Annotated in this window: 23 protein-coding genes and 1 tRNA gene; 8 read left to right on the top strand and 16 right to left on the bottom strand. The window is 63.4% G+C overall.

Annotation, left to right across the window (positions count from 1 at the left end):
• Positions 1-3 precede the first annotated feature (3 nt).
• The gene (locus tag AC1DSJ_RS14505) at positions 4-1,773 is read right to left on the bottom strand and encodes an acetolactate synthase 3 catalytic subunit (protein ID WP_476760339.1); all 1,770 of its coding nucleotides are present in this window, start codon (positions 1,771-1,773) and stop codon (positions 4-6) included.
• Positions 1,774-2,271: 498 nt separating this feature from the next.
• On the opposite strand from AC1DSJ_RS14505, the gene AC1DSJ_RS14510 reads away from it, so the two are divergent.
• Entirely contained in the window at positions 2,272-4,494 is a 2,223-nt protein-coding gene (locus tag AC1DSJ_RS14510; RefSeq protein ID WP_054424319.1) for an FUSC family protein, read from the top strand.
• A 94-nt stretch (positions 4,495-4,588) separates the two neighbouring features.
• Here the strand turns inward: AC1DSJ_RS14510 and yaaA are convergent, their stop codons facing one another.
• The 3 genes from yaaA to AC1DSJ_RS14525 form a co-directional block, all read right to left on the bottom strand.
• Entirely contained in the window at positions 4,589-5,365 is a 777-nt protein-coding gene (gene yaaA, locus AC1DSJ_RS14515) for a peroxide stress protein YaaA (protein ID WP_054424321.1), read from the bottom strand.
• A gap of 15 nt (positions 5,366-5,380) precedes the next feature.
• The gene (locus AC1DSJ_RS14520; protein ID WP_476760335.1) at positions 5,381-6,163 is read right to left on the bottom strand and encodes a 3-hydroxybutyrate dehydrogenase; all 783 of its coding nucleotides are present in this window, start codon (positions 6,161-6,163) and stop codon (positions 5,381-5,383) included.
• A 103-nt stretch (positions 6,164-6,266) separates the two neighbouring features.
• A complete protein-coding gene (locus tag AC1DSJ_RS14525) occupies positions 6,267-7,613 on the bottom strand; it encodes a cation:proton antiporter domain-containing protein (protein ID WP_441370587.1) in 1,347 nt (448 codons plus the stop codon).
• A gap of 210 nt (positions 7,614-7,823) precedes the next feature.
• On the opposite strand from AC1DSJ_RS14525, the gene AC1DSJ_RS14530 reads away from it, so the two are divergent.
• The 3 genes from AC1DSJ_RS14530 to AC1DSJ_RS14540 all read left to right on the top strand — a co-directional run bounded on the left by AC1DSJ_RS14530 (position 7,824) and on the right by AC1DSJ_RS14540 (position 8,786).
• A tRNA-Ser gene (locus AC1DSJ_RS14530) sits at positions 7,824-7,914 on the top strand.
• Between the two features lie 60 nt (positions 7,915-7,974).
• On the top strand, positions 7,975-8,199 hold the full coding sequence (locus AC1DSJ_RS14535; RefSeq protein ID WP_245636351.1) for an antitoxin VbhA family protein: 225 nt from the start codon (positions 7,975-7,977) through the stop codon (positions 8,197-8,199).
• The gene (locus AC1DSJ_RS14540) at positions 8,196-8,786 is read left to right on the top strand and encodes a Fic/DOC family protein (protein WP_441370586.1); all 591 of its coding nucleotides are present in this window, start codon (positions 8,196-8,198) and stop codon (positions 8,784-8,786) included. Before AC1DSJ_RS14535 ends, AC1DSJ_RS14540 begins: the two co-directional genes overlap by 4 nt.
• Positions 8,787-8,797: 11 nt before the next feature.
• On the opposite strand, the gene AC1DSJ_RS14545 is transcribed toward AC1DSJ_RS14540, so the two are convergent.
• From AC1DSJ_RS14545 to AC1DSJ_RS14560, 4 genes are all read right to left on the bottom strand, one after another.
• Complete coding sequence (locus AC1DSJ_RS14545; RefSeq protein WP_054424329.1) at positions 8,798-10,420, bottom strand: methyl-accepting chemotaxis protein; 1,623 nt, start codon at positions 10,418-10,420, stop codon at positions 8,798-8,800.
• 331 nt (positions 10,421-10,751) lie between these two features.
• Positions 10,752-11,369, bottom strand: coding sequence for a flavin reductase family protein (locus AC1DSJ_RS14550; protein WP_054424331.1), 618 nt, complete (start codon positions 11,367-11,369; stop codon positions 10,752-10,754).
• Between the two features lie 3 nt (positions 11,370-11,372).
• Positions 11,373-12,332, bottom strand: a complete 960-nt coding sequence (locus AC1DSJ_RS14555) for a carbon-nitrogen hydrolase family protein (protein WP_175171677.1) — start codon at positions 12,330-12,332, stop codon at positions 11,373-11,375.
• 16 nt (positions 12,333-12,348) lie between these two features.
• Positions 12,349-14,001 carry an MFS transporter gene (locus AC1DSJ_RS14560; RefSeq protein WP_441370585.1) on the bottom strand — a complete coding sequence of 551 codons (1,653 nt, stop codon included), beginning with the start codon at positions 13,999-14,001 and terminating at the stop codon, positions 12,349-12,351.
• A gap of 171 nt (positions 14,002-14,172) precedes the next feature.
• Between AC1DSJ_RS14560 and AC1DSJ_RS14565 the strand changes: the two genes are divergently transcribed.
• Positions 14,173-15,033: an IclR family transcriptional regulator gene (locus tag AC1DSJ_RS14565; RefSeq protein ID WP_054424338.1), complete on the top strand. Its 861-nt coding sequence runs from the start codon at positions 14,173-14,175 to the stop codon at positions 15,031-15,033.
• 26 nt (positions 15,034-15,059) lie between these two features.
• On the opposite strand, the gene AC1DSJ_RS14570 is transcribed toward AC1DSJ_RS14565, so the two are convergent.
• Positions 15,060-16,043: a Bug family tripartite tricarboxylate transporter substrate binding protein gene (locus tag AC1DSJ_RS14570; protein ID WP_175171675.1), complete on the bottom strand. Its 984-nt coding sequence runs from the start codon at positions 16,041-16,043 to the stop codon at positions 15,060-15,062.
• 138 nt (positions 16,044-16,181) lie between these two features.
• The gene (locus AC1DSJ_RS14575; protein WP_054424342.1) at positions 16,182-17,309 is read right to left on the bottom strand and encodes a mandelate racemase/muconate lactonizing enzyme family protein; all 1,128 of its coding nucleotides are present in this window, start codon (positions 17,307-17,309) and stop codon (positions 16,182-16,184) included.
• A 162-nt stretch (positions 17,310-17,471) separates the two neighbouring features.
• On the opposite strand from AC1DSJ_RS14575, the gene AC1DSJ_RS14580 reads away from it, so the two are divergent.
• Entirely contained in the window at positions 17,472-18,356 is an 885-nt protein-coding gene (locus AC1DSJ_RS14580; protein WP_441370584.1) for a LysR family transcriptional regulator, read from the top strand.
• A 46-nt stretch (positions 18,357-18,402) separates the two neighbouring features.
• Here the strand turns inward: AC1DSJ_RS14580 and AC1DSJ_RS14585 are convergent, their stop codons facing one another.
• Both AC1DSJ_RS14585 and AC1DSJ_RS14590 read right to left on the bottom strand, forming a co-directional pair.
• On the bottom strand, positions 18,403-19,593 hold the full coding sequence (locus AC1DSJ_RS14585; protein ID WP_441370583.1) for an amidohydrolase family protein: 1,191 nt from the start codon (positions 19,591-19,593) through the stop codon (positions 18,403-18,405).
• Positions 19,594-19,656: 63 nt separating this feature from the next.
• Complete coding sequence (locus tag AC1DSJ_RS14590; RefSeq protein WP_054424350.1) at positions 19,657-19,854, bottom strand: hypothetical protein; 198 nt, start codon at positions 19,852-19,854, stop codon at positions 19,657-19,659.
• 191 nt (positions 19,855-20,045) lie between these two features.
• Here AC1DSJ_RS14590 and AC1DSJ_RS14595 point away from each other — a divergent pair, with 191 nt between their 5' ends.
• The gene (locus AC1DSJ_RS14595; protein WP_054424352.1) at positions 20,046-20,543 is read left to right on the top strand and encodes an ASCH domain-containing protein; all 498 of its coding nucleotides are present in this window, start codon (positions 20,046-20,048) and stop codon (positions 20,541-20,543) included.
• A gap of 279 nt (positions 20,544-20,822) precedes the next feature.
• Positions 20,823-21,170: a virulence factor gene (locus tag AC1DSJ_RS14600; protein ID WP_054424354.1), complete on the top strand. Its 348-nt coding sequence runs from the start codon at positions 20,823-20,825 to the stop codon at positions 21,168-21,170.
• A 252-nt stretch (positions 21,171-21,422) separates the two neighbouring features.
• On the opposite strand, the gene AC1DSJ_RS14605 is transcribed toward AC1DSJ_RS14600, so the two are convergent.
• The 4 genes from AC1DSJ_RS14605 to AC1DSJ_RS14620 form a co-directional block, all read right to left on the bottom strand.
• On the bottom strand, positions 21,423-21,671 hold the full coding sequence (locus AC1DSJ_RS14605; RefSeq protein ID WP_082387111.1) for a hypothetical protein: 249 nt from the start codon (positions 21,669-21,671) through the stop codon (positions 21,423-21,425).
• A 243-nt stretch (positions 21,672-21,914) separates the two neighbouring features.
• Entirely contained in the window at positions 21,915-23,261 is a 1,347-nt protein-coding gene (gene serS, locus AC1DSJ_RS14610; RefSeq protein WP_441370582.1) for a serine--tRNA ligase, read from the bottom strand.
• A 45-nt stretch (positions 23,262-23,306) separates the two neighbouring features.
• A complete protein-coding gene (locus tag AC1DSJ_RS14615; RefSeq protein ID WP_054424359.1) occupies positions 23,307-24,647 on the bottom strand; it encodes a replication-associated recombination protein A in 1,341 nt (446 codons plus the stop codon).
• A 90-nt stretch (positions 24,648-24,737) separates the two neighbouring features.
• The gene (locus AC1DSJ_RS14620) at positions 24,738-25,529 is read right to left on the bottom strand and encodes a deaminated glutathione amidase (RefSeq protein WP_441370581.1); all 792 of its coding nucleotides are present in this window, start codon (positions 25,527-25,529) and stop codon (positions 24,738-24,740) included.
• Positions 25,530-25,623: the final 94 nt, after the last annotated feature.

Here is a 25,623-nt window from a genome sequence, read left to right on the forward strand (position 1 = left end):
TCCTTACAGGTCTTCAGAGCCAAGCAGCATTTCGGTCAGCCCGCGGCCAGCCTTGACCATCGGCCACACGTTTTCCGTGCGGTCGGTGATGAAGTCCAGGAAGACCAGGCGTTCCTTGTGCTTGCCAAAGGCTTCGCGCAGCGCGGGTTCGACATCCGCCGGACGCTCGATGCGCAGACCCACGTGGCCATAGGCCTCGGCCACCTTGACGAAGTCGGGCAGCGAATCCATGTAGGACTCGGAATAGCGCGAGCCGTAATCGATCTGCTGCCATTGCCGGACCATGCCCAGAAAACGGTTGTTCAGGCAGACGATCTTCGGCGTCAGGCGGTATTGATGGCAGGTCGACAGTTCCTGGATGTTCATCTGGATCGACGCTTCGCCGGTGATAACGGCAACGTCGTGTCCCGGGTTGGCCATCTGCACGCCCATCGCGTACGGCAGCCCCACRCCCATSGTGCCCAGGCCGCCGGARTTGATCCAGCGGCGCGGCTYGTYGAACTTGTAGTACTGSGCSGCCCACATCTGGTGCTGGCCCACGTCGGACGTGACGAAGGCGTCGCCGCCCGTCACTTCCCAGAGCTTTTCCACCACGTACTGCGGCTTGATGACTTCGTCCGAGTTGGCGAACTTCAGGCATTCCTTGCCACGCCAGGTCTCGACCTGCTCCCACCACTTGGTGATGGACGCGGGCTTGTGCTCGGCGGCCGCCACTTCATATTGGGCGGACAGGTCGGCCAGCACATCCTTGACGTTGCCCACGATCGGGACGTCCACGCGCACGCGCTTGGAAATCGACGACGGGTCAATATCAATATGGATGATCTTGCGGGCGTTCTGGGCGAAGTGCTTGGGGTTGCCAATCACGCGGTCATCGAAACGGGCGCCAATGGCCAGCAGCACGTCGCAGTGCTGCATTGCCATATTGGCTTCGTACGTGCCGTGCATGCCGGGCATGCCCACGAACTGGCCGCTGCTGGCCGGGTAGCCGCCCAGACCCATCAGGGTGCTGGTGCACGGCGCGCCCAACTGCGACACAAGCTTGTTGAGCTCGGGCGCGGCGTTCGACAGGATGACCCCGCCGCCCGTGTAGATCATCGGCCGCTCGGCGGCCAGCAGCATCTGCACGGCTTTCTTGATTTGCCCCTGGTGGCCCTTGTTGACGGGCGCGTAGGAACGCATCGAGATCTCGCCCTTGGGCGGCGTGTACTTGCACTGCGCGACGGTGATGTCTTTGGGGATATCCACCAGCACCGGGCCGGGACGGCCCGTGCGCGCAATATAGAACGCGCGGCGCATGGTTTCGGCCAGGTCCTTGACGTCACGCACCAGGAAGTTGTGCTTGACGCAGGGACGCGTGATGCCGACGGTGTCGCATTCCTGGAAGGCGTCCTCGCCGATGGCCGCAGTGGGCACTTGCCCGCTGATGATGACCATGGGGATGGAATCCATATAGGCGGTGGCGATGCCGGTGACGGCATTGGTCACGCCCGGGCCGCTGGTCACGAGGCAGACGCCAACCTTTTGCGACGAGCGCGAATAGGCATCGGCGGCGTGCACGGCGGCTTGCTCGTGACGAACCAGGATATGCTGAAATTTGTCTTGCTTGAAGATCGCGTCGTAGATGTAAAGCACTGCGCCGCCGGGATAGCCGAAAACGTGTTCCACGCCCTCATCGGCCAGGCAGCGCACGACGATATCGGCGCCATTCATTTCCATGTTGTATTTCCTTTCAGTACCGGCCCTGCAACCCTGACTGTTGCTCGCCCGGATACGGCGGCAACGGAACCCATACCGGCTACGACAACATGATCCGGCGCTTAGCGGCTCACGGAGCCACGCCACCCGGACACCTTGCCGACCCGGCACACGCTCGACAGAACGCAGTGCAAACGCCCCTTGGGGACGCTGGAGGTCGAAATGGAAGCTTTGGCAACACACGCTTGTGGCGCGGCCAACAGCAGGTATCACTGCGGCAGGATGGCTGGGAGGTGACCCTGACCAACTTGCCTCAACGCGCCGGTATCGGATAGGCAGACCGACGCAAGAGATGGAATTTACCGCGTTGCGTCAAAGGTAGCAAATCGGTGTTTCGGGACCGTTGCATGGGCGACGCAGACGGCCATCAGAGACAGTCCGGCAGCCATCTGCCCCCAAATCCAAATGCTCTCTTGCTTCCCGCCGTTTGGGCGCGCTTTGCCAGCCGGGAAAGGCCCGAAGCGCAGGGCGCATCTATATACTTGCCGCATCGCGAGAATTAGGCCCCGCCCCATGGATTTGCGCATTGCCAGCATTCGCCGTTTCCTCTACAGCCATTACTTCTTCGGAGGGGTGCGCCAGGGGGTCGGCATGCTTTTGCCCGTGCTGGTGCTGGGCGGCCTCTTTGGCAACTACACGACGGGCCTGGTCGCCACCTTCGGCGCGCAGTGCCTGGCCATCATCGACCAGCCGGGCGGGCCACAGCGCCATCGCACCAACGAAATGCTGGGCGGCGCGGCGCTGGGAACCATCACTGTCATCATCACGGGGTTGGCGTCCACGCATCCCGTCCTGATCTGGCTGGTGGTCATTGCGCAGTGCTTTGTCTATTCAATGTTCACGGTGTTCGGCAAACGCGGCGGGCTGATCGGCTTTGCCGGCCTGCTGCTGATGACCTTGACGATGCATTCGCCGCTGGAACCGCACGAAGTTCTGGCGCACGCCGCCGCCACCTTGGGCGGCGCCCTGTTCTACGTGGTCTTCAGCCTGGGCTTTTCGCGCCTGTTCTGGCTGCGCGAAGAGCAGCAAGCCATGTCGGTGGCGCTGTTCGCCACGGCCGACTACGTTGCCGCCCGCGCCGCCTTCTATGATGAAACGTCTGACCTGGACGAAGCCTACCGCACGCTGATCCAGCGCCAATCCGTCATGACGGAAAAGCACCAGGCCGCGCGCGACATGGTGCTGCGCGCCCTGCCCCGCGGCAAAGGCCTGGGCGACCGCCAGCGCGTGATGATCTGGAACATGTTCGTCGACATGCTTCAGTTGCTGGACACGCTGGTCGCCACACATACCGACTACGCCACCCTGCGCCGCACGCTGGCCGGCAACGACTGCCTGATGTTCATGCGCGACGCGCTGGTGAAGATGTCGCTGGAACTGAACCGCATCGCGCTGGATGTGTCGCGCGGCCGGCAGGTGCAATACCGCAGCAGCGCCAAGGCCGAACTGCGCGCCATCGAATACGAAATCGAACAGCTCAAGCAGCAAGGGCTGGGCGAACGCGAACCCGAAATGCTGGCGCTGATCATCCAGGTGCTGCGCCGTCTGCGCAATTCGGCCCGCATCGTCGACCGCCTGGCGGACCACACCGCGGCCTCGCCGGATGCCAAGCCCACGGACGCCCTGCGCATCAACAAGTCCTTGACGCGATTCATCTCGCGCCAGGAATTCCGCTTTGGTCTCTTGACCAGCAACCTACGGCTGGACTCCCCACACTTCCGCTATGCGCTGCGCGTGACGGCAGCGGCCGCCATTGCCATGACCCTGGCCAGCCGCTGGCTATCGCCGGAATTTTCCGCGCACAACTACTGGATCATGCTGACCATCGTCATCATCATGAAGCCCGGCTTTGCGCTGACGCGGCAACGCAATGGCTGGCGTCTGGGGGGCACGCTGATCGGCTGCATCTGCGCGCTGCTGCTGTTCAACGTAACCGACCGGCCCGAAATCCTGTTCGCCGTGCTCTTGGGCGCGTGCGTCATGGGCAACAGCCTGGTGCAGCTGAACTACATGGCCAGCGCCATTTTCAACACGCTCTTCGTGGTGCTGGTGTTCCACTTCGTGTCGCCCGGCACGGTGTCCATGGCGGTGATTGGCGAACGCGCCATCGACACGCTGCTGGGCTGCGCGCTGGCGCTTGTTTGCAGCTACATCCTGCCGTGGTGGGAGGCGCGCTATCTGAAGCCGCTGGCGGCTGCCGCCACGCGCGCCAATCGCGAATACCTGCTGGCCGGCCTGCGCTATGTGGAAGCGATGCAATCAAACGGCGTGGCCACGACGGGGCCGGCTTCTGATGTGCCTGCCGTCATTGACGCCGACTTGGCATGGCGCCTGGCGCGCAAGAACGTGCACATTGCGTTCAGCAACTTTGCCGAAGCGTTCTACCGGATGATGAGCGAACCGAAGTCGCACCAGCTGAGCGTGCCGGAGCTGAACAACCTGCTGATCCAGAACCACGTGCTGGCCTCGCAGATCACAGCGGCAATTCCCATCCTGGCGGCGTTGCCCAAGACGCCCGAAGCCGTGCAGCTGGCCCTGAATGGCATGGTCGATCTGCTGGACGAAAAGCGCCCGCAGATCGCCACGACGCTGCCCACGCAATTCGACACGGAAGGCGAACAAGCCGCGCTGGCCTATCCGCTGAAACAGATGTTGAAGGCGTCACACATGATCCGCCAGGAACTGCAAGCGCTGGCTGACCCGACGCACGCGCCCCCGGTTGCCGCCACGGCGTAAAGCAAAGGCATCAACGCGCGCAGGACGAGTCAAGCGCGCGTTAATGCGTAGGTTGGGTCAAGCGCACGCAATCCGCGCTGAACCCATCACCCCATCAATCCGCCAATTTCCGGCGGAACACCAGCTTGTCTTCCGTCGACGCCGACGCGTCGTACGCATAGCCTTCCAGATCAAAGCCTTGCAAGCCTTCGGGCTTCGCAACCTTGTGCTGAATGGCATAGCGGGCCATCAGGCCGCGCGCGCGCTTGGCGTGAAAGCTGATGATCTTCCACGCGCCGTTCTTCCAATCCTGGAACACGCACTGCACCACGCGCGCCTTCAGCGTCTTCAGGTCGACCGACTTGAAATACTCTTCAGACGCCAGGTTGACGATGACCGGCGACTTCTTGCCTTCCTGACGCTCGTTCAGGTAGGCGGCGATGGTCGACCCCCAGTACTCGTACAGGTTCTTGCCCTTGGGCGTTTCCAGCCGCGTGCCCATTTCCAGGCGATACGGTTGCATCAAGTCCAGCGGGCGCAGCACGCCGTACAAGCCGCTGAGGATGGCCACGTGTTCTTGCGCCCATTCCAGCTGCTTGGCCGACAAGGTGGAYGCGTCCAGCCCTTCGTACACATCACCATTGAAGGCCAGCACGGCCTGGCGCGAATTGGTCTGCGTGAACGTGCGCTTCCAGTGCGCGTAGCGCTGCACGTTCAGCTCGGACAACGCCGGGCTCAGGCTCATCAGGCCGGAAATATCTTCCGCGGTCTTGGTCTTCAGCACCTTGATCAGGCCGGCAGCCTGATCCACAAACAGCGGCTGGGTGTGCGTCTCGATGTGCAGCGGCGAGTCGTAGTCCAGCTTCTTGGCGGGAGAAAGCAACAACAACATTCGGGGATTCCTTTATTAACGCGCCGTCCAGCCGCCATCGACAGAGACGGACGTTCCAGTGATTTGCGCCGCCGCATCCGAGGCCAGGAACACGGCGGTGCCGCCCAGTTGTTCCGGCGTCACGAATTGCAGCGACGGCTGTTTCTCGCTGAGCAGGTCGCGCGCGGCGGTTTCCTGATCAACACCATTCTTTTCCGCCAGCGCGGTGATCTGCTTTTCAACCAGCGGGGTGCGAACCCAGCCCGGGCAGATCGAATTGGCGGTAATACCCTGGCCGGCCGTTTCCAGCGCCGTCACCTTGGTGAAGCCCACCACGCCATGCTTGGCGGCCACATAGGCCGACTTGTTGGCAGACGCCACCAGGCCGTGCGCCGACGCGATATTGATGATGCGGCCGAAACCCTGCTGCTTCATGTGCGGCAAGGCGGCCGCGGTGCCGTGGAACACGGCCGACAGGTTCAGCGCCAGAATGGCGTCCCACTTCTCGGCGGGAAAGTCTTCGATCAGCGCGGTGTGCTGAATGCCGGCGTTGTTGACCAGGATGTCGATGCGGCCCATCTGGCGCACGGTGTTCTCGACCAGCTCGCGCACGGCGGCGCCTTTGGACAGGTCGGCGCCATCGTAGATCACCTTCACGCCATGCTTGTCGGCCAAGYCGGCGCGCACTTTTTCGATCTCGGCCGCATCGCCAAAACCGTTCAAGACGATATCGGCGCCTTGTTGGGCGAAGGCCGTGGCGATACCCAGACCGATGCCGCTGGTGGAACCGGTGACAAGGGCGACTTTTCCTTTGAGCATGAGCATTCTCCTGTGATCTGGCAGGTAGGCGGGAAGCAAAGCGGGTTCAAGTGTAGCCGCCCGGCAAGACGGCAATCATGCCATGCCCCCACGCGGCGCGGGGTCAAACGGGAGGCTTGTCTTGGGCGGTGGACGCAGGCGGCCTACCGGCATCGATGGGAGCGGCCACGAGCTCGGCCGAGGGTTCGACCAAAGGCGGAGTCACGGGGTCTGCTGCGGGGTCTGCTGCGGGGTCTGCTGCGGGCTCTGCCGCGGGCTCTGCCGCAGGTTCTGCCGCAGGTTCTGCCGCAGGTTCTGCCGCGGGCAGGTCCGCCATGCCGCCCAGCCGTTCGGGCACACGCTCCAACAGCTTGATCAGCACTGGCACCACGCCCATCGACACCGCCACCACGACCGACAACACATCGCGCTGCTCGATGTTCACCAGATGGTTGTCCCAGGCTTCGTTGAAGATGGCGAAGCTGAACTCGCCGCCTTGCGCCAGCACCATGGCGAACAACAGGCGGTGATAGCGCGGCAGGCCCAGCGCGCGCGCGAACCCGTACAGCACCAGCGCTTTCACGACCAGCAAAGCGGTGACGCCGGCAATGATGAACGACCAGTGATCGGCCACGACCTTCAAATTGATCGACATGCCGATGGCCAGGAAGAACAGGCCCAGCAGCAAGCCTTTGAAGGGCTCAATGGCTTTTTCCAGATCGTGCCGATAGCGGGATTCGGCCATCAGCACGCCCACCAGAAAACCGCCCAGGCCCGCCGACAGCCCGGCATAGTCAAACAACTGCGCCGCCCCCACCACCATCAGCAAGGCGGCCGCAGTGAACAGTTCATTCAGCTGCGCCTTGGCGGCCCAGCCCAGCAACCGCAATTGATAAGCCAACGCCACCACCGCCACGGCGATCAGCGCTTCCTTGAACGACGGCGCGGATGTGCCGTCCGAGCCCAGCAGGCCAGCGGCCACCAGCATCGGAATCGCCGCCATGTCCTGGAACAGCAAGACTCCCAGCGCCGAACGGCCCAGCGGCGTTCGAGTCAGCGTGCGTTCGTCCAACAGCCGTAACGCCACCGCCGTCGACGACAAGGCCAGCGACAGCCCGCACAGCACCGCCGCCTGCCATTCCATCCCCGCTATGTGGCGCAGCGCCGCGCCAAAGACCAGCCCAAGCAACAGGCCGCAGACAAGCATCTGCAAAGATCCCAGCAGAAAGACCTCGCTGCGCATGGCCCACAAGCGTTTGGGCGACAACTCCAGCCCGATGATGAACAGCATCATCACCACGCCCCACTGCGAGACGTCGATCATGGTGTCGACATTGGTCACGAGCTTCAGGCAGGACGGCCCGATCAGCACCCCCGCAATCAGATAGCCGGGGATGGCGCCCAGCCCCAGGCGCTGGGTGATGGGCACGCAAAGCACCGCGGCAAGCAGAAGGATAAGGATCAGGTCCATGGACGCGATTCTGGGCAAAGATCCACGCCGCCGGAAGATCGGGATAAGCCCTTGTGAAGATTTTTTCGCACCCCCTTTACACAAGCGAAAAAATTCCTGTAGAATTGCGGGCTTCGCTGCTCCAACAACGAAGATCCTTCCGACCAGGGATCTTTCCGTGAAGCCTCTTTAGCAACACCAAGAGACAACGCCGTTTTGGAACCCAGCCACGGAGAGGTGGCAGAGTGGTCGAATGTACCTGACTCGAAATCAGGCGTACGGTATCCCCGTACCGTGGGTTCGAATCCCACCCTCTCCGCCAGTATTCAAGAACGAAGCCCCTGAGAAATCAGGGGCTTTTTTCTTTGTGCTGCGGCGTAAAATGACCCATTCATTGATCACAGGACGAGTCATGATTGCAGAGCAAGAAGTCCTTGCCCGCCGTGCCGTGGTGAATAGCGCACTGGCCAGTCAACGCATGGAAGGCCTGGAGCCGGACGCACAGGTCATCAAAGATGCCGAGTTATGGGCGTCGGGCGAAAAATCCCTGGATGACGCCATTGCCGAATACAAGGCGCGGCTGGGCCTCAATCGATCCGAGAAATGAAATACACCGTGCAGGACGGAGATCCCTACCTCGACAAAGGTACGGGGATACTCCGCAACCTTCTGGGTATCAAGGATCAGGCTGCACTCGATAAGGCCGAGTCCAGCCTGTCATTTTTGCAGGCGGCCAAACTGCGCGAGCAGCCCGTTGACGGCAAGTTCGACCTGGCGCATCTGCAGCAAATCCATCGGCGCTTGTTTGGCGACATCTACGACTGGGCGGGGGAAATCCGTCAAGGCGAGATTCAGAAAGGCGACACGATGTTCGCTCGTCACCTGATGATCGACAGCGCAGCCCGGCAATTGTTTCAGCAGCTTGCCCAAGAACGCTACTTGCAAGCGTTGGATGCTGAGCATTTCAGCCATCGCGCGGCTTACTACCTTGGCGAAATCAACGTGCTGCATCCGTTTCGCGAAGGCAATGGACGTACGCAACGGGAGTTCATTGGGCAACTGGCGCGTAACGCGGGCTATGACATTGACTGGACTGGCATCAGCCAGGCCGAAATGATTCAGGCGTCAATTGACGCCTATAACGGCCATACGGATAGCCTCGCCCGCCTCATTCGGCAAGGCATCCGTTGCTGATTGGGTCAAGGTCAGGACCGAAGGGCGACAGCCCCCGTCATTGTTAACGATCGGCCCGTCGTGACCCGTTCCGTGCCACGCCCCATTCCCCCTCCTCCCGGCAACTTGAACGCACTGACCGCGCGCGTCAGTTCTGCTGCCTGATCCTGCATCGACCCGGCGGCCGCCGCGGCTTCTTCGACCAGTGCGGCGTTCTGTTGGGTGACTTCATCCATCTGCGACACTGCGCGGTTCACCTGTTCGATGCCGTCGGCTTGCTCGGCGGACGCGGCGGCGATTTCGCCCATGATGTCGGTTACGCGCTGCACCGAGCTGACGATTTCCTGCATCGTCGTGCCGGCGCGTTCGGCGCTGACGGAGCCCTGGCTGATCTTCTGCACCGTATCTTCGATCAGCGTCTTGATTTCCTTGGCCGCTTGCGCGCTGCGTTGCGCAAGCGTGCGGACTTCAGCGGCGACGACGGCGAAGCCCTTGCCTTGTTCGCCTGCGCGGGCGGCTTCAACGGCGGCGTTCAGCGCCAGGATGTTGGTCTGGAAGGCGATGCCGTCGATCACCGACACGATGTCGGATATCTTGACCGAGCTGGAAGATATTGCGCTCATCGTGCTGACGACTTCAGACACGGTGGCGCCGCCACGGGAAGCGGTGTCGGACGCGGCCGCAGCCAACTGGTTGGCCTGGCGCGCGCTGTCGGCGTTTTGCTTCACCGTGGCCGAGAGCTGCTCCATCGACGCCGCCGTTTCTTCCAGCGATGCTGCCTGCTGTTCAGTGCGCGACGACAAATCAGTATTGCCCGCCGCGATCTCGCCCGAGGCGGACGCCATGCTGTCCACGCCCGTGCGGATGCTGGCGACCGTGCCGGCCAGGTTGGCGTTCATGGATTCCAGCGCCTGCATCAGCTGGCCGATCTCGTCGCGCGAGCGCACGGTGATCGTGCTGGTCAGGTCATTGGCGGCCACGGTTCGGGCGACACGCACCGCGTCGGACAAGGGCCGGGTGATGCTGCGGGTCAACAGAATGGCCAACAGCAGGCCGCTGACCAGCGCGATGGACCCAATCGCGATCATCCAGAAATTCGCCACGCCATAAGCGCTTTGGATATCCGCCGCGCTCGCGTCGATTTCCGCGCGCTGCAAGTTCGTCAGCTTGGTGATCTGATCAATGAACTGACGCGTGGCGGGCAAAAATTCCTGCGTGAAGACCCGGTTGGCGGCGTCCACATCGCCGTCCTGCTTGGCCTTGAAGATGGCGTCGCGCGTGCGCAGGTAGTCGCCGCGGGATTTGCGGATGCCTTCCCACAATTGCTTTTCTTCGTCGGACTCGATCAGCGGTTCAATCTTCTGCTGCAATGCCGAGGAATTTTTCGTGGATGCCGCCGCCTCTTCGGTGAAGAAGCCGGCCAGGCTGGCATCGGCGCTTTTGGCGATGGCGGTGGTTCGGGTGACGCCGGTCTGGATGTTGCGCGCCCAATCGCTGATCAGGCGTTCCTTGATCAGCGACCGCTGCGTCACGGTTTCCACCGAGTCGTTGATGTTCGCCAGGCTGACCAGCCCGACGATGCTCATGATGATGATCATGGCGAGCAAGACGGAAAAGCCACCCGCAAGACGGGTTCCAAGCTTCATATTCTTCATACTGCCTCCAGCATCCAACCAGGCGCTTGAATGCGGGCTTCGGCAGTTGCGAGAGCGCCGGACAAAAGCCGCCGCCCCCTGCAAGCCAGACGCCCGTAAGCCCCTGGATGATCCGCCCCCAAAATATTGGTGTTCGTTGTGTCAAAAAAGCGCCGCCGGAGAAGTCGGATTCGAGGATTCTCTCAACGGTCCGGGAAATGCTAGCAGCCCGGATTTGACCGGCAATGGGCGAAAGGGGGAGTGTTTTGGCACAAGCTCCCGCGTTTGCGTAACCGGCCCTGCGGCCGATGCGAAGGCGAAAAAAAAGCGGCCATCACGGCCGCCTCGGGTTTCAGTCCGCGACCGTTGGCCGCGCAAGCTGGAACAAGTCTGTACTGCGTGCATACCAGCCGCTGCCGTGCATGCGGGCAACCAGCCCCATCTCGGCGGTTTTCACGTAACCGCGTTCGGCGTCCTGCACAAAAGCGTCGTCCACATGCGCGCCCAACACCCGGCCAATGACCACGACTTGATGCGGGCCGGTCACGATCGTGGCCTGACTGACGCATTCCAGCGACACCGGGCTGCCCTGGATCAACGGCGGACGCACATGCGCCGCCGGCAACCCGGTCAACCCGGCCTTGGCCAGCTCGTCGACGCCCGGCGGGTAGTCGGCGCAGGTCTGGTTCATTTGCTGCATCAGCGATTCAGGCACCAGGTTCACCACGAACTCGCCGTTCTCGATGATGTTGGCGCTGGTGTCCTTCAAGTCGCCGTTGGCGCGGCGCATCAGGCCGATGGCCACCGTGGGCGGTTCATGGCCCATCACGTTGAAGAAGCTGAACGGCGCCGCGTTGACGCACCCGTCGCCCGAAATCGTGGTGACCCACGCGATCGGGCGGGGGGTGACGGTCGAGGTCAACAGCTTGTAGACCGTCTGCGAAGGCAAGGCGCTGAAATCAAAATGCATGGCTCAAGGCTCCTGCTGGCCGCCCGCGCCGATGGCGGAGACGGCCCGCTTCTCGCGGGTGTCGACCTGAAGCTGGAACACGTCCGGCCGCGCGTAGTGGCCCGACACGTCAAAGTCGTACTTGCCGCGCAGGATCTGGTTGGGGTTGATGTCGGCGTACAAGATGGTTTCGTCCGAAAAGTCCGGACCGGCCAGCACTTCGCCCAAGGGGTCGATGATGGCGCTGCCGCCGCGCATCAGCACGGTGTCGGGCGCATCGCCCAACGCGCATTCGAAGTCTTCCGGATACGCGTTGCGGCGCAGATGCTGGCAAGCGGTCAGCACATAGCAGCGGCCTTCCAGCGCGATGTGGCGCATGCTGGGAATCCAGCTGTCGCGGTCGTCTGCGGTGGGCGCGCAATAGAGCGCCACGCCCTGGCTGTACATATACATGCGCAGCATGGGCATGTAGTTTTCCCAGCAGATGACGGCGCCGATCTTGCCGTAGGGGGTGTCGAAGACGGGCATGGTCGAGCCGTCGCCAAAGCCCCAGATCAGCCGTTCGCCTGCGGTGGGCATCAGCTTGCGATGCTTGCCGATCAGCCCGGCGTCGCCGTTGAAGTACAGCACGGTGCAGTACAGCGTGCCGCCGTCGGCTTCGATGCAGCCCATGACCACGAAACTGCCGGTATCGGCCGCGGCCTGCGCCACCACCGCGACTTCCTCGCCGTCCAGCCGGATGGCCTGCTCGTGGTAGCTGGCGAAGGCGTCACGGCCTTCGGGCTTGCGCATGCCGATGGGCGCGCCAAATGAATTGCCCTTGGGGTAGCCGCCCAGAAAGGCCTCGGGGAACACCAGCACCCGGGCGCCCTGCTCCGCCGCCTGGCGGATCAGCGAGGCCGCCTTGTGGGCGCAAGCAACGCTGTCGGTCGGGATGGACGCTGCCTGGATGACGGCAGCCTTGAATTGCGATGGCACGGACATGTCTCTCCTCGCTGTTTTAGTGGATGGGGTCTTCATCGATGGCTTGGGCGCGGGTGTTCGGCAGGAACAGGCTGCCGATGACGCCTACGATCACCATCACGACAACCGGGTACATCAGGCCGCCAAAGATATTGCCGCTGGCTTGCGCCAGGTACGTGGCGGTAAAGGGCACGATGCCGCCGAAGATGCCGGCGCCGATGTGGTACGGGAAGGATAGCGCGGTGTAACGGATGCGCGCTGGGAACAGCTCGACCAGATAGGACGCGACCGGGCCGTAGACCATGGCGACCACCGCCGTCATCAGCACCAGGATCAGGATGATGGTGGCGCGGTCAACGCGGGCGGGGTCGGCGCGGTCGGGGTAGCCAGCGGCGGTCAATGCCTTGACGTAGCCGGCGCGGTCGAAACCGTTGACGGTGACGCCGCCCACGCTCATCGCGATGTCCTGCCCCGGCAGGGGTGCTGCGTATTCAAAGTTGATGCCCTTGCCGACCAGGAATTTCTTGGCCTGCACGCACACCTTCTTATGGTCGGCATGGCTGCCGATCATGGCGGCTTGCAAACCGAAGTCGCACGCGCCGCCGCTGGTGTCGGCATGCACGCGCACCGGCGTGCTTTGCATAGCTTGCGCCAACGCCGGGTTGCCGGCCTTGAGCAGCACATCGAACATCGAGTGATACCCGATGGCGGCGATGAACAGGCCCGCCATCATGATCCACTTGCGGCCGATGCGGTCAGACAGCCAGCCAAACAGCACGAAGGTCGGCGCGCCGATGATGAAGCCGATCAGGATCAGCGTGTAGACGCTGGTCTGGTCGATCTGCACGGCTTGCTGCAGGAAGATCATCACGTAGAACTGGCCGGTGAAGTAGGTGGCGCCCTGGCCGGCCGTCACGCCAATCAACGCCAGCAACACCAGGCGCAGGCTGGACCACTGGCCAAACGTTTCCTTGATGGGATTCTTCGACAGGCGGTTCTGTTGCTTCATCCGCGTGAAGACGGGCGATTCATGCAGCTTGGCGCGCACGTAGATCGAAATGGCCAGCATCACGATCGACAGAATGAACGGCAGGCGCCAGCCCCACTGGCGGAAATCGTCGGCGCTCATGGACGCCTGCGTGCACAGGATGACGATCAGCGACAGGATCAGCCCGGCGGATGACGTGATCTGAATCCAGCCCGTCAGCAGCCCGCGGCGCTTGGGCTCGCAGTGTTCGGCCACATAGATCACGGCGCCGCCGTATTCGCCGCCCACCGCCAGGCCCTGCACCACCCGCAGCGTCAGCAACAGAATCCACGACAAGTGGCCCGCCGACTCATAGGTGGGCAGGCAGCCGATCAACACCGTGGCGCCGCCCATCATCACCACCGTGATCAGGAAGGTGTACTTGCGGCCCCACTTGTCGCCCAGATAGCCAAACATCACCGCGCCCAGCGGCCGGATGATGAAGCCCACCGCCAACGCGCCCAAGGCGGCCAGCAGCGCGACCGTGGGATTGTCCTGCGGAAACAGCACCTGGCTCATGAAGACCGCCAGCGTCCCGTAGATGAAAAAGTCATACCACTCGAACAAGGTGCCCAGCGTCGACGCCACGACGACCTGGCGTTCTTCTTTGCGGCTTAGCGTTGGCCCGGCCCCGGCCTGCGGCATTGCGATGTTTGCTTCCATGCTTGCTTTCCCCTGGTGTTTTTAATTGATACTGCTGTACGCATTAACTATTATCAAACTTAAAACCGGGCAGCACAAAGCTGGGGGAAACCCGGAAAACGGCGGCGGCCGCCTGCGGGAACGCGCCCGAGCCGCTGCTACACTGCCGCCAAACACACAGTGGAGGCAGTGATGGCAAGGCCCGCCGGCAAGGTTGAAAAGAACACGGACAAGGCGCCAGCCGCTGCGCGCAGAGGCATCCAGTCGATTGAGGTGGGGTTCCGGATTCTGGACGTAATCCGAAAGACCGGCCGGCCGATGCCCTTGAAGGAAATCGCCGACGCCTGTGAATTGACGGTGCCCAACGTGCACTACTACCTGGTGAGCTTCCAGAAGGTGGGCGTGGTGCAGCAGCATGCCGACACCGGCCATTACGGCTTGGGCCCCTACGCGCTGCGGCTGGGCTTGGCGGCGCTGGAGCAATTCGACGTCTTCACGACCGCGCGGCCCATCATGGCCGAAGTCGCCGCCGTTACCGGGCACACGGTGTTCCTGGGCGTGTGGGGCAACAAAGGCCCCACGATCGTCTACCGCGTGGAAGGCAGCCGCAGCCGCCCCCTGCTGGAATTGCGCGTGGGCACGGTGATGCCGCTGCTGTCGTCCGCCCTGGGCCGCAATTTCCTGGCGCACCTGCCCGATGCGCTGACCCGTGATCTGCTCGAGCAAGAGCTATCGTCATCCCAGCCTGAAAGCCACGGCGGCGCGCCGGGCAATTCCTACACGCTGAAAGACGTGCAGGCGATACGCGATGAAGTGCAAAAGCACCACATCAGCCGCTGCCGCCACGCGCTGCTGCCGCACTTCACGTCGCTATCCGCGCCCATCTTCGACATGCTGGGCGAGATGACCGCAGCCATCACGCTGATGGGGCCGGTAGGCGCGATTGACGATGAACTGGAATCCGGCACCGCCCGCTTGCTGCGTGAAAAAGCCCGCTCGATCTCGGCGATGGCGGGCTGGGTGGAACCGGACGGGGACGCTCAGGCAGGCTGATCTGCCCGCCCCGGCGCATTCTGGCGTCAGCTTTCGACGACGATCTTCGCGTCTTTGATGGTCTTGGCGTACTTCTGCTGTTCCTGCGACATGAAGTCGGCAAAGCGCTGCACGCTGCCGCCGCCGTCTTCCGCCCCCACCTGCGCCAGCTTTTCCTGCACGTCCGCCATGGCCAGCACCTGGTCGATGTCGCGGTTCATGCGCTGAACCATGGGGGCCGGCATCTTGCTTGGCCCCACCATGCCAAACCAAATGCTGGCCTCGAAACCGGGGTAGCCCTGCTCGGCCACGGTCGGCACATTCGGCTGGCTTTTGGAACGCTGTTGCAGCGTTTGGGCCAACGCAATCACCTTGCCCGATTGCAGCAAAGGCGTGGCCGTGGTCATGCCTTCAAAGCAGTACTGCACGTGGCCGCCCAGCAGATCGTTCATCAACGGCGCCGACCCTTTGTACGGCACGTGCAGCACGTCAATGCCAGCGCGCGCCTTGAAGATTTCAAGCGCCAGGTGCTGAGCCGACCCCGCCCCTGCCGACCCGAACACGATCTTGCCGGGCTGGGCGCGGCACAGCTTGACCAGATCAGGCAAGGTCTTGGCGGGCTGCGACGCGCCGCCGATCAGGATGGTGGGCGTCTTGCCCACCAGCGCGATGGGCGAGAAATCGCGGTCCACCGCGTACGCCAGCTTGGGTTGCAAGCCCGGCGCGATGCCGTGGCTATTCACATGCGCCATCAACAGCGTGTTGCCATCGTTGGGCTGGCGGGCCACCTGCTCGGCCGCAATGATGCCCGCCGCGCCCGCGCGATTTTCCACGATGACGGGAATGTTCCACATGACGCCCAGCTTCTGCCCGAGCAGGCGCGCCAGCACGTCCGTGCCGCCGCCCGCCGGAAACCCCACCACGATCTTCACCGGCCCAGACGGCAGGTCCTGCTGCGCCCGCGCCGCGATGGGCAGGACGAGTCCTACGCCCAGCGCTGCGGCGCCGGTCATGAATTGCCTGCGTTGCATGCTTGTCTCCTCGCGCCGGCGTCCGTGGACGGCGGCTGGTTATGGAAGCAATGTCTGCTTCTGCGGCATCCGGCCATCTGACGCGGCCGGGATGCCGCCCTCCTTTACCTACGCTTGAATAAGAAAGCCACACCGCCCTTAACGGGCAACACGCGTCCACTTGCCGTAGCGTTCAACCATGCGCTCATCGAAGCCAAAGCCCAGGCCCGGGTCTTGATGCAGTACTACGCGGCCTTGCTTGTGCGTCAGTTGGCGATCAACCAGCTTGCGGAAATTCAGCACCTGGTCGTCCCAGAAGAATTCCACGTAGCGCGCGTTTGGCGTCGCCGCGACCAGCGGTGCATGCACGTCGTGGAACCAGTGCGGGCACACCACCACGCCGTAGCTGGCGGCGGTGGCGGCAATGCGCTTCCACTCGGTGATGCCGCCGCACACAGCCGCGTCCGTTTGTAAGATGCCGGCCGCGCCCTTGTCCAGCAATTCCTTGTGATACCAGCGGCCATAGCCAATTTCGGCGGTGGCGATCGGCAAGTGCGTCAGGCGCGCCAGCTTGGCGTGGCTGTCGATATCGTCCGGGCCAAAGGGCTCTTCGATGAAGTACGGCTCGTACTGTTCAAAGCGGCGGATGTATTGCATGGCCTGCGTGACGTCCTCCCAGGCGTTATTGCAATCCATCATCAATTCAACGTCCGGGCCAACGGCCTCGCGCGCGGCCTTCAGACGCGCCTCTTCCTCGCGCGGCGACAGGCGGCCCGTCTTCATCTTGACGGCGCGAAAACCCTTGTCCACATAGCTGGCCATTTCCTCGCCCAGATGCTGCGGGGTCTTGCCATCCAGGTAATAGCCGCCGCTGGCGTAGGCCGGCACGGTTTCCAGTTCCACCGCGCCCAGGAATTTGTGCAGCGGCAGGTTTGCCGTCTTGGCGTTTAAGTCCCACAGCGCGATGTCCAGCGCACTCAGCGCGCGCATCACCGTGCCTTGGCGGCCTTGCAGCAGCGCCTCTTGATACATGGACTGCCACAGCCCTTCGACGGCATGCGAGTCCTTGCCCAGCAGCACGGGGCCCAGCAGGCTTTGCACGGCCGCTTCGAAGATGGCCCCGCCTGCGCTGCCCACATAGCAAAAGCCGATGCCTTCGACGCCGTCGGTGGAACGGACTTTCACCAGGCCGTAGTGGCGCGTAGACACCGTACGGTTGGAAAACGAGGTGACTTTGTCCAGCGGGACGGCGGCGGCGCAGACGTCGATAGATTCAATGATGGGCACGGTGGGCTCCTTGGTAGCGGGAAGATGCTGAAGGCGGCGCCGGCGCGACGTGCGGCGGGCTACTCGCTCTGGACGTATTCTTCCCGCCGCCAAAGAAAACAACAATTATCGTCATCCATCTTTAGAATACGAAAAATCCATCTTCCCAAAAGGCTCGCCGTCGTGGACTCGCGCTTTCTGCAAACCTATGTGCATGTGGTGGAGCTGGGTTCCATCGCCCAGGCCGCCCGGCACCAGGGGCTGACGCCCGCCACCGTTCAGCAGCGCTTGCGCGCACTGGAGGCGGACGTGGGCAGCGCGCTGATCGCCCGATCCGGGCGCACCGTCAAACCCACGCCAGCCGGCATCCGCATCCTGGAACGCGCGCGCCACATCCTGCGCGACGTGCGCGACTTGCGCTCGGCCGCCAGCGACACCGAGCTGCCCGCCGGACCGCTGCGGCTGGGCGCCACGCCCACGGCGCTGACAGGCATCATGCCGCCCGTGCTGCGCACGTGGGTGGCGCGCCATCCCCACATCGAAATCTATATCGAACCCGCGCCCACGACGCTGCTGTACAGCAAGGTGCTGTCGGGCGAACTGGATGGCGCGCTGCTGGTGCATCCGCTGTTTACGCTGCCCAAGACCTGCGACTGGCGCGACCTGCGTCACGAACCGCTGGTGCTGGTCACGCCGGCCGACATGACGGTGGGCGATCCGCTGGCGATCCTCGCGCGCGAACCCTACATCTGCTACGACCGCAGCGTGGTCGGCGGCAAGATGGCCGACGATTATCTGCGGGCGCGCAATCTGCGGCCGCACGTGCGGTTTGAACTGGATGGCATCGATTCCATCGCCAAGCTGGTGGCGGAAGGACTGGGGGTGGCGCTGCTGCCAGACTGGGCGACAACCGGCGAGGCGATGGCGCGCGTCAAGCGCTGGCCGTTGCCAACGCCCTGCCCCGTGCGCACCGTCGGCGCCATCTGGCTGCGCGCCGGCGTGCGTTCGGAATTGATGCGGGCGTTTGTGGAGTTGACCGAGTCGCAGCTCGGCCTGTCCCGCCCTTAGGCGACACGGCCTGTCCCGTACTTGGGCGACTCGGCCTGTCCCGCCCTTAGGCGATGGCGTCCTGCCCGTTGCGCGCCACGACAACGCCGCCTGACACCACCAGGCGGCGAGGCTTGCGCGTGACAACGGCTTCGGCCACGCAGCTGGCGTCGACCAGCACCAGGTCGGCGCGTGCGCCCATCGTCAGGCCGTAGTCGGCAAAGCCGCAGGCGCGCGCGGCGGCGCCGGTGACGCAATCAAACGCCCATTCGACTTCATCGTCACGGCGCAGATCGTTGCGCAGCCCGATCATCATGGCGCGCGCCAGCATGTCGGGGCTGCCGTAGGGCGTCCAGGTATCGCGAATGCCGTCGTTGCCGCCGAAGATCGTGACGCCCGCTTCGCGACAGGCGCGCACGGCCGGCACGGGGCGGGACGGCGGCGCGGTGGTCAGCACGGCCACGTCCAGCGCGGCCAGCCGCTTCAGCAATCCGTCCAGTCGCTTGGCGTCCACGCCGCCCAGACAGAACGCGTGGCTGATGACTACCTTGCCGTTCATGCCCAAGGCCGCCACGCGGTCCAGCGTCAGGTCCAGCGTGAACGCGCCCAATTCGCCGGGCTCGTGCAAGTGGATATCCACGGGCTTGCCATGCTTGTCGGCCAGGCCAAACAGCACATCCAGCGAGCGCGCCGGATCACGATCAATGGCGGAGGGGTCCAGCCCGCCCAGCACATCGGCGCCATCCGCCAGCGCCTGATCGAGCAACTCGGCCGTGCCAGGACGGATGAGCAAACCCGATTGCGGAAACGCCACCGTTTGAATTTCCACGCGGCCCGCCAGTTCGGCGCGTGTGGCGTGAACGCCATGCAGATGGCGCAGGCCGGCGTCGGTGTCCACGTCGACATGGCTGCGGATGCGGGTGGTGCCTTCGCGCAGGAAAGCCAGCGCCAGCGCACGCGCGTGGCTGGCTGCGTCATGCCCGGTGCTGGCGCGCCAGGCGCGTTCGTTGTCGATGCGGTCGGTCAGCGCCGAACCCACCTCGTTCACGTACCAGGGCGATTCCCAGTTGGTCTTGTCCAGATGGGTGTGCCCTTCCACCAGACCGGGAAGCAGCAACGCGCCGCCGCCGTCTTCCGTCAGGGTGTCGGGCGTCGCAGAAATCTGCGGGCCGATTTGCGCAATGCGGCCACCGCGCACCAACACATCCACGGCACCGCTTGGGGACACGCGGACATTCTTCAGCAACAGATCAGTCATGGTGAGTCCGGGACAAACGCAAGCGGCCGGCCACGCGGGCCGGCCGTGAGAGGCCTTGCGGCTTCAAACTTGCGGGGGTTCGATCCAGAAGAAGCGTTCGCCTTGGCGGACCATATCGGCCACGCCTTCGGCGCCGATGCGATAGTCCGAACCCATGAGCGAAGCGCCACCGTCTTCATGGATGTGGATGACGGCCAGCGGGTCGTTGGCCATGGTGTACCAGTAGTAACCGGGCTTGAGATTGTGCAGGTCTGTGTTCATTCCCTGAGTATACAAACATCGATGCTTTGTACAAAAAGACAACACAAATACAAACCGTGCCTGACATCGTGAACCCGACAAGTCATACTGCCTGCTCCTAGGCTGAAATAGCTGGTGCAGTTGTCACGCATCGATTTCGGCACCTCAGCGACCAACGCGGTGCCGTTCATCGAGAGGAGAATAGCGAGCGCATGAAAAGGCAGTCACTTCAATTCAGCGAGCCGCTTAAACAAGCCGTTTTAAACGGCTCAAAGGTGCAAAGCCGCCGCATCGTGAAGCCACAGCCAACCAAGCCGACCACGGTCTGGTATGCGGACGCTGCCGATTCCGGCAGATGGGTCGCCATGGGCCCCAACCGCGACAACCCCACTGAACTCCGTAAGACCTCAAGCTGGGTGCGATGTCCGTACGGCAAGTCCGGCGAGAGCATTGTCTTGACGGACGAAGCCGGCACGCCATTCGCCACCGCGCTTGTCGTCGGTGTGCGCATCCAGCGCTTGCAGAACCTGACCGAAGCGGATGCGCGCGCCGAAGGCACACAAGCGCTGTATGAATCCTCTGCGCTGCTGCCTGGCGTGCCACTTCAAACGGCGTTTGCGTTGACGTGGTGCGAACGCTACGGCGCGCACGCTTGGGCGGCAAATCCGTGGGTATGGGTGGTGGAGTTCCGCCGCACGCATGGCGACTGACGTGGCGGATGCGCCTCACACCGCCCGCGGATGGTGACGGCGTGTAACGCCCCCTATTAACTTCATCTCATTCCACTCGATTTCAATCGATTTCAAGTCCGGGTTTACCAGAGCGGACGCACTACCCCGCAGTGCAACACCCAAGCGAATTCGAACACGGGGACGGTTGCGGATTGTCGCTATTGAGGAAGTGGCGCTTACGAAAAGCGGGCGGAAAAGCCCGAAAATAGAGGCGTCGAATACTCAACTTTGCTGTGTCGCGCAGCAGGCAGGTGCAACATGAAAAAATGGCTTATCGCTGGTGCAGGTGCCGCAGGTCTGCTGATCTCAAGCGTGGCCTTGGCTCGTGTGGATGTGGGGATTTCCATTGGCGTACCCGGTGTGGTGTATCCGGCGCCGGTGTATGTCGCCCCCGCCCCGGTCTACGTGGCGCCGCCCCCGCCCGTCTATTACCGCCCGGCTCCCGTATACGTGGCGCCCCCGGTGGTTTACCCCGCCCCGGTCTATTACCGCGGCGGCCCCCACTGGCGCGGCGGCCCGCCCCCGCGCTACTACGGCCCGGGCCCCGGCTACTACCGCGGACATGGGCACGGACATGGCGACGGCCGTGGTGACTGGCGCCGCTAAACGCGTCAACTTAACCGCGGTGTAAAAGCCGCGGCCAAAAGCAAAGGCCACTCGAAAGAGTGGCCTTTTTTTTCCGCCGGGACAATGTCCGGTGCCCCGTTGGAAGGGATTCAGGCCGCAGGGGCCTGCACAGGTTTGCCTGCCACAGCGGGCGTCTGCGATACCGGGTTGGCCTTGTTATCGGCCCAACGCGGCGATTCTTGAACAAGATCGATCCATCGACGAGGCGCACTGGACGCCCGCCACCAGCCATTATGCGGACGCATGAGCAAACTCCGGTTCACCGTTGAAACGCACACCATTGATATCTTGGAACAATTGACGGCTTTCCTGTTCTGCTTCGTGCAAGTCTGAGAACGGCGCCTGTCCCGGCACAGTCCAGCATTTTTCCGGTGCGGTTCCGCCCACTCGGCGGGTCCATATCTGCACGCGGTAGCCCTGTTCGTCCTCACGAGCGACAGAGCATCTCACACGAAAATCTCCAATCATTCTTGAAGTCATGGACAACTCCTTGTTATATAAGTGAATGAAGCGTGTAGAACGCGGGTGTATTGTGCCGCAACTATCCGGCCCTTTTATTAGAAATACACAATTGCTCACATCAAAATCAAGCACTCACCCCGAGATCTTAAATAGCAAAAACGACAAGAATATGTCGACATGATAAAAAAAAAACGGAGCCCGGAGGCTCCGTTTTCTTATCCGCCAAATGGCCGATAGACGCGATATACAGACCGCTTTTCTTTACGGCTTCAGCACCGTCAGACCGCCCATGTAAGGCTGCAAGGCTTCGGGGATCAGCACGCTGCCGTCAGCTTGCTGGTGGTTTTCCAGCACCGCCACCAGCGCACGGCCCACGGCCAGGCCGGAACCGTTGAGCGTGTGCACGAACTCCGGCTTGCCCTGGGCATTGCGGAAGCGCGCCTGCATGCGGCGGGCCTGGAAGGTTTCGCAGTTGGACACCGACGAAATTTCGCGCCACGTGTTTTGCGCCGGCAGCCACACTTCCAGGTCATAGGTCTTGGCCGAACCAAAGCCCATGTCACCCGTGCACAGCAGCACCACGCGGTACGGCAGGCCCAGCAGCTGCAGCACGCGTTCCGCGTGGCCGACCATGTCTTCCAGCGCTTCGTACGATTGCTCGGGCTGCGTGATCTGCACCATTTCGACCTTGTCGAACTGATGCTGGCGGATCATGCCGCGCGTGTCGCGGCCGCCACTGCCCGCTTCGGAACGGAAGCACGGCGTATGCGCGGTGAGTTTCAGCGGCAGGTCGGCGGTGGCCTGGATGGTGTCGCGCGCCACGCTGGTCAAGGTGATTTCCGACGTGGAGATCAGGTATTGGTCTTCGCGCACGTAGGGGTTGCCTGCGGCATCCACCTTGGGATCGTCGTCGCCACCACCCTTGGACACGGCGAACATGTCGTCCTTGAACTTGGGCAGCTGGCCCGTGCCGTACAGGGTGGACGCGTTGACGATGTAAGGCGTGTAGCACTCGGTGTAGCCGTGCGTGCCCGTTTGCAAGTCCAGCATGAACTGGGACAGCGCGCGGTGCAGGCGGGCGATGGGGCCGCGCATGAACGAGAAGCGCGCGCCCGACAGCTTGGCCGCCATGTCGAAGTCCAGGCCCAGCGGCTCGCCGATAGCGACGTGGTCACGGGCGTCGAACGCCAGGGGCGGCGGGTTGCCATCGGCGCCGGCTTCACCCGGCAGCCAGCGGCGCACTTCGACGTTGTCGTCGGCGGACTCGCCCAGCGGCACGCTGGCGTGCGGCAGGTTCGGCACCGACATCAGCAGCTCATTCAGCGGCGCCTGCAAGGCGGCCAGCTCTTCTTCCAGCTGCTTCAGGCGGACCGGCACGGCTTGGGATTCCGCCATGACGGCGCTGGCGTCTTCGCCCTTGGCCTTCAACTGACCGATCTGCTTGGCCAGCGCGTTGCGGCGGGCTTGCAGGGACTCGGTCTCGGTCTGGACGGCCTTGCGGCGAGATTCCAGGTCGTTGAACCGTTCCGTGTCGAAGGACACGCCACGGCTCTTGAGGCGGTCTACGACGGTTTGCAGGTCTTTGCGCAGCAGTATCGGGTCTAGCATCGGTGAGGTCGGTTGAGAGTTGCGTGAAGCAACGGGCGTGGCCCGTTACCGGTTCTTGGCGCGTTCCTGCGCGTCCAGCTCGCGCAGAAATGCCAACTTTTGCTGGATTTTAGCCTCCAGGCCGCGATCGGTCGGCCGATAGAAGGAAGGCTTGAGTCCATCAGGGAAATATTGCTCGCCGGCGGCATAGCCGTGCGGCTCGTCGTGCGCGTAGCGATAGGCCTTGCCGTGGCCCAATTGCTTCATCAATTTGGTGGGCGCATTGCGCAGATGAATCGGCACCGGCGCGCTGCCGTGTTCGGCCGCGAACTGGCGCGCCTGGTTATAGGCGTTATAGACCGCGTTCGACTTGGCCGCGCAGGCCATGTAGACCACGGCTTGCGCCAGCGCCAGCTCGCCTTCGGGCGAGCCCAGGCGTTCGTAGATGTCGGCCCCAACGACGGCCAGATCGGTGGCGCGCGGGTCGGCCAGGCCGATGTCTTCCACCGCCATGCGCACCAGCCGGCGCGACAGGTATTTGGGATCGGCGCCGCCGTCGATCATGCGGCAGAACCAGTACAGGGCCGCGTCCGGGTTGGAGCCGCGCACCGATTTGTGCAGCGCGCTGATCTGGTCGTAGAACGCGTCACCGCCCTTGTCGAAACGGCGCAGGTTCTGCGACAGCGAGATTTCCAGCCAGGCGGCGTCGACCGTGTCGCGCCCCGCCGACTGCGCCGATTCCGCCACGACTTCGACCGCACTGATCAACCGGCGCGCGTCACCGTCGGCCCACGCGGCCAATTGTTCGCGCGCATCGTCCTCGACGCGGATGGCCTCGCCGTCTTCCACCCCGTCGTTCAGCGCGGTCACCGCGCGATCGACGAGCTGTTGCAATTCTTCAGGCGACAGCGATTGCAGCACGTACACCCGCGCCCGCGACAGCAAGGCCGAGTTGACCTCGAACGACGGGTTTTCGGTGGTGGCGCCAATGAACGTGAACAGCCCGCTTTCCACATAGGGCAGGAAAGCATCCTGCTGGGCCTTGTTGAAGCGGTGCACCTCGTCCACGAACAGGATCGTGCGGCGGCCCTGGCCTTGCGCCACCTGCGCCACCGTGACCGCTTCGCGGATATCTTTCACCCCGCCCAGCACGGCCGAGATGGCGATGAACTGGGCATCGAAGCCGTCGGCCATCAGGCGCGCCAGCGTGGTTTTGCCCACGCCGGGCGGCCCCCAGAAAATCATGGAGTGCGGACGGCCCGATTCGAAGGCGACGCGCAGGGGCTTGTCAGGCCCCAGCAGGTGCGATTGCCCGACGACGTCAGACAAGGTGCGCGGACGCAGGCGTTCGGCCAGAGGCACATAGGGCCGATGCGCAGGATCGGCCGCGAAGAGATCGTTGCTCATTGGCAGCAGATGAGGGAGGACAGCGTGAAGTTCAAGTCAGCATTACACCATGACGGCCATGCCGACTGACTTGCGCAGCCGGCACGTCGGCTAGGCCAATTCCGGCGGCGCAAAACGGCGGTTGGCCAGCACCGGCAGCACCTTGCGGGCATGCGCCAGACGCTCGGGGTCGATATCGGCAAAAACCAGCGCCGGCGCCTCGCCCGCGCGGGCCGTGACGACACCCAAGGGGTCCACCACCATGCTGCAACCGATATTGCGTTCGCCGCATTCGCCCGTGGCGGCCACATAGCAGGTGTTTTCCAGCGCGCGCGCCGTGACCAATACCTCCCAGTGCATTTCCTTCAACGGCCCGCGCACCCACGCGGCCGGCAGCACCAGCAGGTCAGCGCCGTCCAGCGCCAGGCGGCGCGCCAATTCGGGGAAGCGCACGTCATAGCAGGTCATCAGGCCCACGCGCAGGCCGGCGATTTCCAGCAGGGGCGGGATCTCGGTGCCCGGCGTGACGTTGGTAGATTCCTTCATCGTGAAGGCGTCATACAGGTGCAGCTTGCGGTACTGCGACACGATTTCGCCGTCGCGCAGCGTGACCAGCGTGTTCCAGACGCGGCCGTCCCCGGTGGGGATATGGACGCACATCATCGTCGACAAGGACGAGCCGCGGCTGGCTTGCAGCAGGCGGGTCATGAACGGGCCATCCAGCGGCTGTGCGGCCTTCAGCACGATCTGCGGGTCGGTGATATCGCGGGCCAGGATGCCTTCGGGCAGCACCAGCAGATCCGCCCCGCCCTCGCGGGCGCGCGTCATCAGGTCGACGCAGACTTGCGCGTTTTCTTCCCAGACGCGGCTGACGGCGAACTGGCCCAAAGCGACTTTCAGCATGGCATTTCCTTGTTTGGCGCGATGAATTTCGAACGTTTCGCTATTGTCGCGCCAACTGGGCTGCCGTGTGGAGAGCCGTGTAAATCCCTGTGGA

It is taken from the genome of Achromobacter sp. 01N37 (genome assembly GCF_056399725.1).

What these genes read in the sequence shown, in the direction of transcription:
- AC1DSJ_RS14555 (WP_175171677.1), bottom strand. Translation starts at nt 12,332, where the DNA reads ATGTCCGTGCCATCGCAATTCAAGGCTGCCGTCATCCAGGCAGCGTCC.
- AC1DSJ_RS14565 (WP_054424338.1), top strand. Translation starts at nt 14,173, where the DNA reads ATGGCAAGGCCCGCCGGCAAGGTTGAAAAGAACACGGACAAGGCGCCA.
- AC1DSJ_RS14585 (WP_441370583.1), bottom strand. Translation starts at nt 19,593, where the DNA reads ATGACTGATCTGTTGCTGAAGAATGTCCGCGTGTCCCCAAGCGGTGCC.
- AC1DSJ_RS14605 (WP_082387111.1), bottom strand. Translation starts at nt 21,671, where the DNA reads ATGACTTCAAGAATGATTGGAGATTTTCGTGTGAGATGCTCTGTCGCT.
- AC1DSJ_RS14560 (WP_441370585.1), bottom strand. Translation starts at nt 14,001, where the DNA reads ATGGAAGCAAACATCGCAATGCCGCAGGCCGGGGCCGGGCCAACGCTA.
- AC1DSJ_RS14620 (WP_441370581.1), bottom strand. Translation starts at nt 25,529, where the DNA reads ATGCTGAAAGTCGCTTTGGGCCAGTTCGCCGTCAGCCGCGTCTGGGAA.
- AC1DSJ_RS14615 (WP_054424359.1), bottom strand. Translation starts at nt 24,647, where the DNA reads ATGAGCAACGATCTCTTCGCGGCCGATCCTGCGCATCGGCCCTATGTG.
- serS (WP_441370582.1), bottom strand. Translation starts at nt 23,261, where the DNA reads ATGCTAGACCCGATACTGCTGCGCAAAGACCTGCAAACCGTCGTAGAC.
- AC1DSJ_RS14590 (WP_054424350.1), bottom strand. Translation starts at nt 19,854, where the DNA reads ATGAACACAGACCTGCACAATCTCAAGCCCGGTTACTACTGGTACACC.
- AC1DSJ_RS14600 (WP_054424354.1), top strand. Translation starts at nt 20,823, where the DNA reads ATGAAAAAATGGCTTATCGCTGGTGCAGGTGCCGCAGGTCTGCTGATC.
- AC1DSJ_RS14535 (WP_245636351.1), top strand. Translation starts at nt 7,975, where the DNA reads ATGACCCATTCATTGATCACAGGACGAGTCATGATTGCAGAGCAAGAA.
- AC1DSJ_RS14545 (WP_054424329.1), bottom strand. Translation starts at nt 10,420, where the DNA reads ATGAAGAATATGAAGCTTGGAACCCGTCTTGCGGGTGGCTTTTCCGTC.
- AC1DSJ_RS14525 (WP_441370587.1), bottom strand. Translation starts at nt 7,613, where the DNA reads ATGGACCTGATCCTTATCCTTCTGCTTGCCGCGGTGCTTTGCGTGCCC.
- AC1DSJ_RS14540 (WP_441370586.1), top strand. Translation starts at nt 8,196, where the DNA reads ATGAAATACACCGTGCAGGACGGAGATCCCTACCTCGACAAAGGTACG.
- AC1DSJ_RS14595 (WP_054424352.1), top strand. Translation starts at nt 20,046, where the DNA reads ATGAAAAGGCAGTCACTTCAATTCAGCGAGCCGCTTAAACAAGCCGTT.
- AC1DSJ_RS14570 (WP_175171675.1), bottom strand. Translation starts at nt 16,043, where the DNA reads ATGCAACGCAGGCAATTCATGACCGGCGCCGCAGCGCTGGGCGTAGGA.
- AC1DSJ_RS14550 (WP_054424331.1), bottom strand. Translation starts at nt 11,369, where the DNA reads ATGCATTTTGATTTCAGCGCCTTGCCTTCGCAGACGGTCTACAAGCTG.
- AC1DSJ_RS14510 (WP_054424319.1), top strand. Translation starts at nt 2,272, where the DNA reads ATGGATTTGCGCATTGCCAGCATTCGCCGTTTCCTCTACAGCCATTAC.